The 13,800-nt window shown below is 46.1% G+C and carries 9 protein-coding genes; 7 read left to right on the top strand and 2 right to left on the bottom strand.

The window, feature by feature from the left end; all coding sequences use genetic code 11:
- Positions 1-73 precede the first annotated feature (73 nt).
- Together hrpA and LMH68_RS01725 are read left to right on the top strand one after the other, a co-directional pair.
- Positions 74-4,117, top strand: a complete 4,044-nt coding sequence (gene hrpA / locus LMH68_RS01730) for an ATP-dependent RNA helicase HrpA (protein ID WP_229647232.1) — start codon at positions 74-76, stop codon at positions 4,115-4,117.
- Between the two features lie 143 nt (positions 4,118-4,260).
- The gene (locus LMH68_RS01725) at positions 4,261-4,755 is read left to right on the top strand and encodes an outer membrane beta-barrel protein (protein ID WP_017065440.1); all 495 of its coding nucleotides are present in this window, start codon (positions 4,261-4,263) and stop codon (positions 4,753-4,755) included.
- A 155-nt stretch (positions 4,756-4,910) separates the two neighbouring features.
- Here LMH68_RS01725 and LMH68_RS01720 read toward each other — a convergent pair whose 3' ends face one another.
- Both LMH68_RS01720 and LMH68_RS01715 read right to left on the bottom strand, forming a co-directional pair.
- Complete coding sequence (locus LMH68_RS01720; protein ID WP_229647312.1) at positions 4,911-5,693, bottom strand: hypothetical protein; 783 nt, start codon at positions 5,691-5,693, stop codon at positions 4,911-4,913.
- Positions 5,614-6,405 carry a hypothetical protein gene (locus LMH68_RS01715; RefSeq protein WP_102321034.1) on the bottom strand — a complete coding sequence of 264 codons (792 nt, stop codon included), beginning with the start codon at positions 6,403-6,405 and terminating at the stop codon, positions 5,614-5,616. The genes LMH68_RS01720 and LMH68_RS01715 overlap by 80 nt, the downstream gene beginning before the upstream one ends.
- 545 nt (positions 6,406-6,950) lie before the next feature.
- On the opposite strand from LMH68_RS01715, the gene LMH68_RS01710 reads away from it, so the two are divergent.
- The 5 genes from LMH68_RS01710 to LMH68_RS01690 all read left to right on the top strand — a co-directional run bounded on the left by LMH68_RS01710 (position 6,951) and on the right by LMH68_RS01690 (position 13,750).
- Entirely contained in the window at positions 6,951-7,736 is a 786-nt protein-coding gene (locus LMH68_RS01710; protein WP_004741595.1) for a TetR/AcrR family transcriptional regulator, read from the top strand.
- A gap of 170 nt (positions 7,737-7,906) precedes the next feature.
- Positions 7,907-10,369, top strand: coding sequence for an efflux RND transporter permease subunit (locus LMH68_RS01705; protein WP_229647233.1), 2,463 nt, complete (start codon positions 7,907-7,909; stop codon positions 10,367-10,369).
- A 44-nt stretch (positions 10,370-10,413) separates the two neighbouring features.
- Positions 10,414-11,220 carry an outer membrane lipoprotein-sorting protein gene (locus LMH68_RS01700; RefSeq protein WP_102333212.1) on the top strand — a complete coding sequence of 269 codons (807 nt, stop codon included), beginning with the start codon at positions 10,414-10,416 and terminating at the stop codon, positions 11,218-11,220.
- A gap of 9 nt (positions 11,221-11,229) precedes the next feature.
- Entirely contained in the window at positions 11,230-12,438 is a 1,209-nt protein-coding gene (locus tag LMH68_RS01695; protein WP_017060449.1) for a hypothetical protein, read from the top strand.
- A gap of 160 nt (positions 12,439-12,598) precedes the next feature.
- Complete coding sequence (locus LMH68_RS01690; RefSeq protein WP_372102238.1) at positions 12,599-13,750, top strand: GGDEF domain-containing protein; 1,152 nt, start codon at positions 12,599-12,601, stop codon at positions 13,748-13,750.
- Positions 13,751-13,800 lie beyond the last annotated feature (50 nt).

Raw genomic sequence — 13,800 nt, 5'->3', positions numbered from 1 at the left:
GCTGTCAGGCTTTTTTGTTTGAGACTTGTGATATAATCGCGCGAGTTTAATAAGTACAAGAATAGGACACGCTTTGACTTCGTCTCCGGAAAAAGCAGATAACAACAAGAATGCAGCACAGCCAAGTTCTTCACAGAGCAAAGCGAAACCAAACCAAGCTGCATCGAAAAAATCTGCTGAACAATCAGCGAAAAACAACAAATCATCTCAGAATAGCCCAGCCTCTCTTCGTAAAGCGCTCAACGAATGTATGATACGCGATCGCTTCCGTTTGAGTAAGCGAATTGCTGGTGCGAGCAAAATTAAGAACGAACAAGCTAAGCACGCTGTCTTTGATGAGATTGCGTTAGACATTGCTAAGTCGATGATGACGGCAACTCAGCGTGCGGCACAGAAACCAACGATTGAATACCCAGAAATTCTCCCGGTTAGCCAAAAGCGCGAAGACATCGCGAAAGCCATCGCTGAAAACCAAGTGGTTATCGTGGCGGGTGAAACGGGTTCGGGTAAAACCACTCAGCTACCAAAAATCTGTTCTGAGCTTGGCCGCGGCCGCTTTGGCTTAATTGGTCACACTCAGCCTCGTCGTCTTGCGGCGCGTTCGGTTGCGAACCGTATTGCTGAAGAGATGGAAACACAGCTGGGTGAGTTCGTTGGTTATAAGGTTCGATTCAACGACCAGATTTCTGACAATACCCAAATCAAACTGATGACCGACGGTATTCTACTGGCGGAGATTCAACACGACCGTTTCTTAAATCAGTACGACACCATCATCATCGATGAAGCGCACGAACGTAGCCTGAACATCGATTTCATCATGGGTTACCTGAAAGAGTTACTGCCAAAGCGTCCTGATCTGAAAGTGATCATCACGTCGGCAACCATCGATCCAGAGCGTTTCTCTAAGCACTTTAACAATGCACCGATCATTGAAGTGTCTGGTCGTACTTACCCAGTTGATACGCGTTACCGCCCATTAGGTGGTGATGAAAGTGATTCAGACCGCGACCAAATCGAAGGCATCTTTGAAGCCGTTGATGAGCTGTGTGATGAAGGCCTTGGCGATATCTTGATCTTCATGAACGGTGAGCGAGAAATTCGTGATACCGCAGATGCATTAAGTAAACGCAACCTTCGTGATACCGAAATTGTCCCGCTTTACGCGCGTCTATCGGCGGGTGAGCAGAACCGTATCTTCCAGTCTCATACTGGTCGACGCATCGTTCTGGCAACCAACGTGGCAGAAACCTCGTTAACCGTTCCGGGCATCAAGTATGTTATCGACCCGGGTACGGCGCGTATTAGCCGCTACAGCTATCGTACTAAAGTACAACGTCTACCGATTGAGCCAGTGTCTCAAGCGAGTGCAAACCAGCGTAAAGGTCGTTGTGGTCGTGTTGCAGAAGGTATCTGTATTCGTTTGTACTCTGAGGAAGATTTCGAGTCACGCCCAGAGTTTACTGACCCAGAGATTCTTCGTACTAACCTAGCATCGGTTATCCTTCAGATGACAGCGCTAGGTCTAGGCGATATTCAAGCGTTCCCATTTGTTGAAGCGCCCGATAAGCGCAACATTCAAGACGGTGTAAGGCTGCTTGAAGAGCTTGGTGCGATCGCCACCGTTGAACCGTCAGCGAACAAAAACAAGAACCACGGCGACGACAAGAAGAAGCTAACCGCGATTGGTCGTAAGCTGGCAAAACTGCCTATCGATCCACGTTTAGCGCGTATGGTAATTGAAGCGCCACGTAACCGATGCCTACACGAAGTGATGGTGATCGCGTCTGCGTTGTCGATTCAAGATCCGCGTGAGCGTCCATCAGATAAGCAACAATCGTCTGATGACAAGCACAAGCGTTTCTTCGATAAAGAGTCTGACTTCATCACGTTTGTGAACTTATGGGATTACATCAAGCAGCAGCAAAAAGCATTGTCGAGTAACCAGTTCCGCAAACAGTGTAAGCAAGATTACCTCAACTATTTACGTATCCGTGAATGGCAAGATGTGTACTTCCAAATTCACCAAGCAATGCGTGAGCTAGATACTAAGTTGAATACAGAACCGGGCAGCTACGATGGCATTCACATGTCACTGCTATCAGGTTTGCTTTCGCACATTGGTATGAAAGACCAAGAGAAGAATGAGTATCAAGGTGCACGTAATGCACGCTTCCACATCTTCCCTGCGTCTGGCCTATTTAAGAAACAGCCTAAGTGGATCATGTCTGCGGAGCTGGTAGAAACCTCAAAACTTTGGGGCCGTGTTATCGCGAAGATTCAACCTGAATGGATTGAACCGCTAGCGAAACACCTGATTAAACGCAGTTACAGCGAACCACATTGGTCGAAGAAACAAGCAGCGGTAATGGCACACGAAAAAGTGATGCTTTACGGAATCCCAATCGTACCTAAGCGCCTTGTGAACTACGGCGCGATTGATGCCACCGTCAGCCGTGAGTTGTTTGTACGTAGTGCATTAGTAGAAGGTGAGTGGGAAACCAAACACGCTTTCTTCAAGCAGAACCGTAAGCTTCTACAAGAAGTCGAAGAGCTAGAGCATAAATCGCGTCGTCGTGACATCTTGATCGACGATGATGAACTGTTCGATTTCTATGACCAGCGTGTTGGTGAAGAGGCGGTTTCTGGCCGTCACTTTGATACGTGGTGGAAGAAGACCAGTCAGAAAACTCCTGAGCTGCTTAACTTTGAAAAGTCGATGCTGTTCCGAGGCGATGCTAGCCACGTTACTGATTTGGATTATCCGAACTTCTGGCACCAAAACGGTATTAAGTTGAAACTGAGCTACCAATTTGAACCAGGTGACGACAACGATGGTGTAACGGTACACATTCCGCTGCCTATCTTGAACCAAATTGACCAAAACGGTTTTGATTGGCAGATCCCAGGCCTGCGTCAGGAACTGGTGATTAGCCTAATTAAGTCACTACCTAAAACGCTACGCCGTAACTTTGTACCTGCGCCAAACTACGCAGATGCATTCTTGGCACGTGTGACACCGCTTGAAGCACCGTTACTGGATTCTCTTGAGAAAGAGCTACGCCGCATGACGGGTGTGGAAGTGGTACGTGATGACTGGAAGTTAGACCAGATTCCAGAGCACTTAAAGGTAACATTCCGCGCTGTAGATCATCGCAAGCGTAAGCTGAAAGAACAGAAAGATCTGCATGAGTTGAAAGAGAGCCTGAAAGACAAGGTTCAAGAAACGCTTTCTAAAGTGGCAGACGACGATATCGAGCAGCAGAACCTGCACACGTGGAGCTTTGGTGAATTACCAAAAGTCTACCAACAGAAACGTGGTGGCTACGATGTTAAAGCCTTCCCTGCGCTGGTGGATACCAAAGACAGCGTAGAGATCAAACTGTTCGAAACCGAGCAAGAGCAAATCTCGGCAATGAAATCGGGTCAGCGTCGTTTAATCTTGTTGAACGTGCCATCACCGATCAAATACTTGCACTCGAACCTGCCGAACAAATCGAAACTTGGCTTGTACTTCAACCCATACGGACAGGTACTCGATCTTATCGATGACTGTATCGCTTGTGGTATTGATAAGCTGATTGAAGAGAAGGGCGGTTTGGTTTGGGAACCAGAGCAGTTTGAAGCTCTGAAAGAACACGTACGTGCAGAGTTGGGTGATGCCGTAGTAGAGATTGCTCAACAGGTTGAAACCATCCTAACCACGGCATTCAGCATCAGTAAAAAGCTGAAAGGACGCGTGGATCTTTCTATGGCATTCGCACTTTCTGACATAAAAGCTCAAGTAGAAGGTTTGATTTTTAAGGGTTTTGCCACAGAATGTGGGTGGAAACGCTTGCCGGATATTCTACGCTATATGAGAGCGATTGAACGCCGCATGGAAAAACTGCCAATTGACCCGAACAAAGATCGTCTTCACATGATCAAAGTTGAGTCAGTAATGAATGATTACAAAGAACTGCTGAATAAAATTCCAAAAGGGATCGCGGTTCCAGAAAATGTAAAAGAGGTGCGTTGGATGATAGAAGAGCTTCGTGTAAGCTTCTTCGCACAGCAGCTCGGTACGCCTTACCCAGTATCAGATAAGCGTGTTAAAAACGCGATTGATGCTTGCTAAAGGAATAAAGCTAGACGCAATGGCAAGGTTTGGGTATAAATCTTGCTTATTGCATTACTAATTGAGTAGTTATTACATACAGGGCGACTTGGTGGCAATTTATTACCACTCAAGGCCTGCCACTAGGACGAAAAAGGTCGAATATGAAAAAAACGTTATTGGCACTAGCACTACTAGGTGCATCTTCAACAGCAATGGCTGATTCTTGGTTGTACGGCGGTGTAATGGGTGGTCAAAACTCATTCGCTGGTGAAGATGAAAACGCGGTGGGCATCCACGTAGGTACAGGTATCCTTCCACTAATCGGTGTTGAAGCGGGTTACTGGGATCTAGGTTCTTTCGGCAGCGTTAATTACGGCAACCGCGATCTTAAGAATTTAGACGCAAGCACTGCTTACCTAGCGATTAAACCAAGCATCGATTTTGGTCCTCTTCACGTATACGCGAAGGGTGGTCTTCACTCTTACGAGCTTAAAGCTGATGGCTTCAAGCAAGACGATGTTGATATCATGTACGGTGTAGGCGCTGAATACTTCATCTTTGGTCCACTATCTGTAGGCGCTAGCTACCAAAACTTCAAAATGAAAGATGACGACTCTGGCGTATTCACGCTAAACGCAACTATCCACCTACTGTAATTACTTGCAGTCAGTGACAGACGTACCGTTGGTCACGGATATTTGTAGAGTTCGTAAGAATTCGTAAAAAATGCCAGCTTGATAGCTGGCATTTTTGTATCTGTTAACCGTGTAATCGCTACTCTGTTTTCTTATAACAGATAGCAAGCGGATGGTTATTTTTTACTGTTCAGAATACGCTGAATTCTTGGGTTAATCGCTTTGCCGTGCTGGCTTTCGTACTCTTCACGTTTTAAATCGTTTAGGTTTTTCACTGAGTTAGCGGCAAGCAGGAATTGCGGCAACTCCGTTTCCAGCATGCCTTTCTCATCTAAACGTTTTGCTTCCAAGTAGTACTTCTTAAACAGACCATCCAGCTTGTTTTCAGCCGTACGCTTCAAGTCATACAGTTTGTTCTGAATCAGCCATTTTTCAATCTTATTATCTGCAGAGCGTGACAACACTCGAATACGGCTATCCAACAACTCCTCTTCAGTCAAAGAATCTTTCAGGATCCAAAGCTCACCCATTTGCGGCGGCCAACTGTTGCCAAGTTGAATACGTTCATGACAGTGCATTAGCACGCGGTTAAGGCCGTCTGAATCGACTGAGTTAGCAAATTCAATAAACTTACCGCTCGGCTCGCTCCCGTATTGGTATTCCCATTGTGTTTCGTACACGCTTAAGAAAGAACCAAATACATGGATACACCAATCAGTCAGCTCTAACTCTGCCGGATCTTGATCGACAACAGGCACTTTTTGAGACGCACCAGAATCCGCAGCTTGTGCAGCCGCTACTTTCACTTCGGTACTTTGCGCTTCAATCACTTCAGGTACTAATGGACCTGTAGCGTCAGGTACAACAGGTTGAGCTGGCTCAGAAGGTTGGCTTTTTGCCTTTTTGAATGAGCTGCTGCCTGAAGCGTTCAGATGGGCTAAGCTTTTGTCTATACCCATTTCCTTGAGCTTGTCCTGCATTTCCTGAATATTGAGAGGTCTTCTGCTGTTGTTGTCTTTCATTTTGCTTCTCGTTAACTAGCCAGTACTGCAGCTTGGATTCAATCCGAGATAATGGCATTAATTCATTGGCTTTGGCTTTATACCAGAGGACAAATTTCTTCCATACTAAACTATGGTCACCGGTCAAACCGGAGAATTTAAACGCACGTTCTGCCCATGATGGTATCTCTTCTTCGTTGAGATCATGAGTAGAGACGGTGTTGCTGTTCATTGAGCCTCGACCTTGTGGGCGAGGGGCCTGCTGCATGTGTTGCATTGGTGCCGGAGCAGGCTGAAACTTAGGTGCAGGTGCAGGTGCAGGTGCAGGTGCAGGTGCAGGTGCCGTAGAGTAGACCGGAATACTATTGGTCGGTTGAACCTCAACGTGCGCCGCAGTTTGCTCTTGCTCAATGAGCATTTTGAAAACGTGAATCTCTTTTTTATCCCGATAATCTACTTTTACCTTATCGAGAAAACCTTGGTCGACTAAACACTTAAGACAGTCGGCTAAACCAAACGTAGAGAGAGCACAAAGTTGACCTGCTGTTTGTAGGCACACATTGGTGTAGCCGAATTCGTCAGCACCGTCTGCAAGCATCAATAAAACCAGCTTTTCTGCAGGGCTAGAAGTATTCACTTGCCAAGCTAAATAAGAATATTTGGCGCTCAATATCGTGTTCTCAAAAAAGGTAAGTCGTTGTCACTATTGTAAGTCACCCCTTACCGAATTTATAGCAACTTAACAGAAAACGGCATTAGTAAGCCAAATATTGACCATAAGGAGACGTCTGCCCCATAAAGTAAGCCTACAGTCATTCATTCTTGTGGTTTAAGCTAGGAATCATTGGGCATGAATACGCATAGCAGCTTAAAGTGCCTACATTCTTTGTTAGGTTAAGAATGCCCAATTCGCATCCACATTCTGTTGGTCACAATACAGGTCTTCTTTTAAAGTCTTCTCTTTAGGTCAACTATTGATGATTTTCTTAGCTATATCCCATTTATTCTCTTTCCATTCACAAAATGTATTTAATTTATAAAACCCCTTGATATGATCAATACTTGCGCTATTATAACGATAAGTCAGAAATGACGAAGCGTCACAAAATGGTTAACTACATGAATTTACTATTCGTGTTAATATATTGGATAGGAGTGTTTTAAATACTGGCGAAGCTTAGATAACGGCTAAGCTCATATACGGACTAAAAAATTATGTTTGGCTTTGGTTGTAAAGGCGATAAACAAGGTATCTTTGGTTGTAAAGGCGTGTTGTCTAAAAAGCAGCAGTCTATTGCAGACCGAGAAGTAGAGTTGATGTTGTTAGCAAAAGATCTGGTTCGAGAACAAGGGTTCGGAAACCTCACGATGGACAAGCTAACGGCAGCGAGCTCTTATTCTAAAGGTACGATATACAATCACTTTTGCAGCAAAGAAGACGTCGTTTTAGCGTTATGTATTCACTCTCTCAAGACAGAAGCAATGATGTTTGCTCGCTCTGGAGAGTTTGAAGGCAACACACGTGAAAAGATCGTCGCATTGCACGTTGCTTACCGAATCTATGCTCGCATGGAACCGGTACTATCAACCTGTGCGATCATGGCTAAAAGCCCGTGGGTACTAGAGAAAGCGTCTAGTGCACGCGTCGCCGAGATGAATGAACTGGAAGAGTTGGTGATTGAACAATGCGACTCTATGGTTAACCAAGCGGTAGAAGCGGGTGACCTAAAGTTCTCTTCTGGCGTTGGCTCAGATGCCATCGTTTTTGCTAACTGGTCAATCGCATTTGGTTCAAATGCCTTGTCACAGAACGCATCAAACAGTCATTGTATTAAGCGGTTACAAGACCCGTATTCAGTATTACACAACGCGAACATGATTCTAGACGGCCTAAATTGGCAGCCCCTTTCTAGTGACTGGGATTACCGCAAAACTTGGCGTCGTGTAGAACAAGAACTGTTCAGTGAAGAGATCGCTTACTTAGAGTCTGTAGGTCGATAGCTTCCGTTAAGCCCACAATGTGGGTTTATTAATAACCATTTTTGACGATTCGTCACAAACTTGAGACTGACCGACTGTGGTTGCTGTTTTCTTGAGTGTTTGACTAAGCATTGTGTCTTTTGTCAGCTTCGGCTGGCTTTTTATGACACAAATATGACGAATCGTCACAAATGGAGACTGTGATGAAACATGACAGCCAGAAGCCCACGTTCGATCAGCAAAACCGAGATAACCCTAATGCTGATAGCGCAAACACAGATCTAAACAGTTGGCACTCAATACCTACCAAGCGTTCGTTTATCGTTCTGCTGGTGGTGTTTTCAATCATCATTCTCTCTGCATTAGGGGCTAAGAACCTCTACTTTAGAGGGGACTACAACATCTTCTTCGAAGGCACCAACAAGCAGTTGATGGCGTTCGATGAAATCCAAACCACCTTTGCAAAAACCGACAACCTTGCGATTGTTGTCGCACCTGAAGATGGCAATGTCTTCACCCCTGAAACTCTCACCCTGATTCAAAATCTCACGGTTGATGCGTGGCAGATCCCGTATTCAAGCCGTGTCGATTCCCTTGCTAATTATCAGCACACCGAAGCCATTGAAGATGATCTTTTGGTAGAAGACTTGCTGTATGAAGAGTACGAACACACACCAGAACGCATCGCCAAAGTAAAACAGATCGCCCTTAACGAGCCGTTGCTTAAGAATGCCTTGGTGTCGGCCTCTGGCGATGTGACGATTGTGAACGTCACCGTGCAACTGCCAGAAGTGGACAAAACCGCAGAAGTGCAAGAGGTGATTGCGGCAATCAATACCATGTTCGGCAAGTACCAAGCTCAGTATCCTAATGTCGAATTCCATAAAGCGGGCATCATAGCCATGAACAACGCGTTTATGACTTCGGCTCAAGAAGACAGCTCAACGCTCGTTCCCTTAATGCTGTTGGTGGTACTGGTGTTCCTGACCTTTATGCTGCGCTCGTTCTTTAGTGTGGTGGCGACGCTCATTGTGATCATCTCTTCGATTGTTGCCACCATGGGATTGTCTGGTTGGGCAGGGATGTTCTTGAGTACCGCAACCGTGAATGTGCCAACCTTGGTTTTAACTTTGGCGGTGGCTGATTGTGTTCACGTGATTGTGACCATGAGACAAGCGATGCAGCGCGGTATGGAGAAAGCACAAGCCATTCAATACAGCATCAAGCTCAATGCGATGCCGATTCTGATCACCTCGGTGACCACTGCGATTGGTTTCCTGATGATGAACATGTCGGACTCACCAGTGCTGCGTGATTTCGGTAACTTATCGGCACTGGGTGTACTTATTGCGTGCTTCTTGTCTGTGACTATGTTGCCAGCGTTGCTAAAACTGCTGCCAGTCAAACGTCTACCTGCCAACCCTAAGGCGGCAGACAAAGTCACCTTCATGGATAAGCTGGGCGATTTTGTCGTAACTAACCGTAAAGCACTGCTGCCGATTTCTACGCTAGTGATTGTTGGCGCTGCCGCGTTAATTCCGCTCAACAAAGTCAACGATGAATCGGTGAAGTATTTCGATACCTCAAGTGAATTCAGACAAGCGGCTGACTTCATGGAAGAGACCGTAAGCGGCATGACAACCCTCAGTATCGCAGTGAAAACTAACGAGTCTCAAGCGATTGCTGATCCAGTGTTCTTGCAAGCAATTGGTGACTTTACTAAGTGGCTACGCGTTCAACCAGAAACTGACCATGTGGCAACGCTTTCTGATGTTTATATGCGTTTGAACAAGAATATGCATGCCGACGACGACAGCTACTACAAGCTACCGCTGAACCGTGAACTTGCCGCGCAATATCTGCTGCTTTACGAAATGTCTCTGCCGTACGGCTTGGACTTGAACAACCAGATCAACGTCGATAAATCATCGATCAAAATGGTACTCACCGTCGATAACCTTGGCAGCGTTGAGCTAGTCGAACTCGAAGAGCGCATTTACTCATGGTTTGCAGCCAATGCACCGCAATATGAAGTGGTGGCTTCGAGCCCGTCACTGATGTTTGCTCATATTGGCGAAACCAACATGGCGAGCATGCTATCAACTTTGCCTATCACCCTAGTGCTTATCTCTGGCTTGATGATCTTTGCATTGCGCTCGGTTCGCTTAGGCATCATCAGCCTAGTGCCCAACATTGCGCCTGCGATCATTGGCTTTGGTTTATGGGCGCTTATCTCAGGTGAAATCAACCTCGGTTTGTCAGTCGTGGTCACGCTCACGTTGGGTATCGTGGTTGATGATGCGGTGCACTTCTTGAGTAAATACCAGCGCGCAAGAATCGAAGGGAAATCAGCAGAAGAAGCGGTTCGATACGCTTTCCACACCGTAGGTCGCGCTTTGTGGATCACCACTGTTGTGCTAGTGGCCGGTTTCTCTGTACTGGCGATGTCGAGCTTCAGACTCAACTCCGACATGGGCTTACTCAGCGCGATTGTGATTTTCATTGCGCTGGTGGTCGATTTCATCTTGCTACCAAGCTTACTGATGATCTTCGACAAACAGACCCACTATTCAGCTAAAACTCAGCACGAATCAAAGCCAGATACCAAGTCGCAGCCTAGATCGACAGCCGAACTGACTACTTCGACCAAATAAGGAAACGTCGGCCTGCTGCGGTGGGCTGACTCAAGGAGATATTTATGAAAAGCGTTAAACAAACATTCGCTACTACATTACTTACTGTTAGCTCGTTGGCACTGAGCACATTCGCCGCTTTCCCAGCATTAGCAGACCCAGCGAAAGGCTTAGAAATTGCCGAACAACGCAAAGCCGTCGATATGGGGTGGGGCGATTCTGTCGCGACCATGGAGATGCTACTTCGCAACAAACAGGGCGAAAGCAGTACACGTCTGATGCGATTGAAATCATTAGAAGTCGATAACGATGGCGACAAAGGCTTAACCATTTTTGATGAACCACGCGACGTAAAAGGCACGGCTTTCCTAAACCATTCGCACATCACCAAATCCGATGACCAGTGGTTGTATCTTCCTGCACTCAAGCGTGTAAAACGCATCTCTTCACGCAACAAATCTGGCCCGTTTATGGGCAGTGAATTTGCGTATGAGGACTTAAGCTCGTTTGAGCTGGAAAAATACACCTTCAACTACATTGAAGACGCGAAACTGGAAGGCGTAGACACCTTTGTTTTAGAGCAAGTACCGACCGATAAAAACTCAGGCTACACCATGCAAAAGGTATGGCTAGACCAACAGCACTACCGCCCAATGAAAGTCGAGTTTTACGACCGCAAAGGCGCACTGCTTAAAACTCTATCGTTCCAAGATTACAAACAGTACCTAAACCAATACTGGCGCGCACACACCATGGCGATGCAAAACCATCAAACAGGCAAAAGCACCGTATTAACCACGACAGATTTAGTGTTCCAGACCGGTCTTAAAGACAAGGATTTCCAAAAGAACACACTAAAACGTGCGAAATAAGGCAGGAATATGAAAAGGATTGTGGCAACAGGAACCCAATTATCCTTAACCTTGGCGGCGACCGTCGGGCTTATGCAGGTGTCGTTGCCTTGTGTGGCGGCAGGCTTTAGTCCTGATATCGCAGGGCAGGTTAACCTTGAACATAGGCAGTTCTTTAGCGACGGCTTACAAGGGCAAGACAAAGGACAAAGCTCACTGGTGTTGCAGCCAGAGTTTTACTGGGAGCAACAAGAGGGCAACGGCAGCATTACCTTCACCCCGTTTTATCGCCTAGACAGTGAAGACGATGAACGAACTCATGGTGATATTCGCGAAGCCTTGTATTTAACCTATTGGGATGATTACGAACTGCGAGCGGGTGTTGGAAAGGTATTTTGGGGCGTAACCGAATCGGCGCATTTAGTGGATGTGGTAAACCAGACCGATGCCATTGAATCGGTCGATGGCGAATCCAAGTTAGGTCAGCCTATGGTGCACTTCACCTCGATAAAAGAGTGGGGCACCATAGACGCCATGTTACTGCCGTATTTTCGTGAGCGTACCTTCGCAGGCGAAGACGGTCGATTAAGGCCAACCGTGCCAGTGTCGGACGATGCGCTTTACGAATCTTCACGAGAAGAAAAACACGTTGATGTGGCATTGCGTTACAGCCAAATGTACGGTGATTGGGATGTCGGTTTAAGCTACTTAGGCGGCACAAACCGCGACCCTTATTACCGTGTGGAAGGCAATCAACTCAAGCCATACTACGCCCAAATGCAACACTTCGGATTGGATGTTCAAGGCATTATCGGTGACTGGTTATGGAAGCTGGAAAGCATTTATCGCGACAGCTACGACAACCATACCGGCGTGGCGACAGGCTTTGAATACACTTGGGTAGGGGCGCTTGAATCGTACTGGGACATCGGCTTCATCGCTGAATACCTGTATGACAGTCGAGGCAACAATGCCCAAACCATCGGCCAAAATGATGTGTTCCTTGGCGCCCGTTTCGCTTTGAACGATGAAGACGGCACCGAAGTGCTTACTGGTATCACTCAAGACTTAGATAACAGTGATGTCTACAGTGCCAAGCTAGAGGCATCGAGCCGTATTAACAACAATCTCAAGTGGCGACTGAATGCTTGGTTGTTTGAGAACGAAACCCCAGAGGACTTGTTGTTCTTCGCACGCAAGGATGACTTTGTTGAGATGGCGTTGGAATATTATTTCTAATGTTAGCTTCGTGGGGCGTTCCTGTTGGGGGGGACGTCTCAAATTTAAGATGAGCCATATTTAGAATGTTTAATGTCATCTTTTTATAAAATAGAGCAAATAATCGAATAGTCCCAAAGGTAAAATGGTTGTATTTTTCGAGTATCTATAACCTCCGAATATGCATGTAAATCGTGCTGGTGGTATCGGCCCTAAGGGATTTATGAATTTATTTAATTGGGATAAAAACTTTGAAACAGGCATTGGTGTTGTAGATGAACAACATCAATACCTTGTTGGTTTTATCAATCACTACGGAAATCTGTTGTCAGAGAATACTATCTCTATAGACGACATTAACATCGCTTTACTCGAACTCGCGCGCTATGCAGAATTTCACTTTAAAGAAGAAGAATCTTTGATGAGAGATTGCGGTGTACATGAGTTACACATTGAAGAACACATCAAAGTGCATCGTGTATTTAAGCAAGATATCTACGGTATGCAAGCTTTCATCTTAGAAGAAGATCAGGTGTCAGCACGGCAGTTATTGGACTTCCTCATCCATTGGCTTGCTTACCACATCCTCGGCATCGACCAAAACATGGCGCGACAAATGACCGCGATAGAAGAGGGCGCGACACCTCTGCAAGCCTTTGAAGCGGAAGAAAAGCAGCAAGATTCTGCGACTGTCCCGCTGTTGGCTGCGCTTAACGGCCTGTTTGAACAAGTCTCTGAACGAAACAAACAGTTGTTACGCTTCAACCAGTTACTCGAAGATAAAGTTGAGGAACGTACGGCAGAATTAAAACGAGCGAATAAGAGACTTGAAGAACTGTCATTAACCGACTCTCTTACTAATTTGCATAACCGTCGTAGTGCTTTTAAACAGTTAGCGCTGCATTGGCAAGACTCCAAAGAACTGGGCATGCCTTTAGTGTGTATTATGATTGATGCCGACCACTTCAAGCGCATTAATGACACCAGCGGCCATGATGCAGGCGACTTGGTGCTACAAACCCTCTCGCGTGAACTGAAAAACACGTTCCGTAATGATGATATTGTTTGCCGGTTAGGTGGCGATGAGTTCTTGGTTATTTGCCCAAACACCGACCTTAAAGGTGGGATGTACATCGCGGAAACCGCTCGACAGAAAGTGTCTGAATTAGAGGTTGAAACCAGTCATCAAGTTTGGATTGGCAGTATTAGTGTCGGTGTCGCTGAAATGACCCAAGAATTCGAAACCATGAACGAATTGATTAAAGCGGCGGATGAGTCCGTCTATTTAGCAAAAAACGCAGGGAAGAACAGCGTTTGTTCTATTCAGATCTAGCCTTCAGGTCATTTCCAAATTAAGAAGTGGAACCTGTAATTGTTCCACTT

Source organism: Vibrio sp. F13, from assembly GCF_020806305.2.
GTDB lineage: Bacteria > Pseudomonadota > Gammaproteobacteria > Enterobacterales > Vibrionaceae > Vibrio > Vibrio crassostreae_C.
Note: the sequence above shows the minus strand (reverse complement) of the source record. Positions and strands in the feature narration are given on the sequence as shown.

Coding starts and splice junctions, on each gene's coding strand:
- LMH68_RS01725 (WP_017065440.1), top strand. CDS start 4,261: ATGAAAAAAACGTTATTGGCACTAGCACTACTAGGTGCATCTTCAACA.
- LMH68_RS01720 (WP_229647312.1), bottom strand. CDS start 5,693: ATGGGTATAGACAAAAGCTTAGCCCATCTGAACGCTTCAGGCAGCAGC.
- LMH68_RS01710 (WP_004741595.1), top strand. CDS start 6,951: ATGTTTGGCTTTGGTTGTAAAGGCGATAAACAAGGTATCTTTGGTTGT.
- LMH68_RS01705 (WP_229647233.1), top strand. CDS start 7,907: ATGGAGACTGTGATGAAACATGACAGCCAGAAGCCCACGTTCGATCAG.
- LMH68_RS01700 (WP_102333212.1), top strand. CDS start 10,414: ATGAAAAGCGTTAAACAAACATTCGCTACTACATTACTTACTGTTAGC.
- LMH68_RS01695 (WP_017060449.1), top strand. CDS start 11,230: ATGAAAAGGATTGTGGCAACAGGAACCCAATTATCCTTAACCTTGGCG.
- LMH68_RS01690 (WP_372102238.1), top strand. CDS start 12,599: ATGCATGTAAATCGTGCTGGTGGTATCGGCCCTAAGGGATTTATGAAT.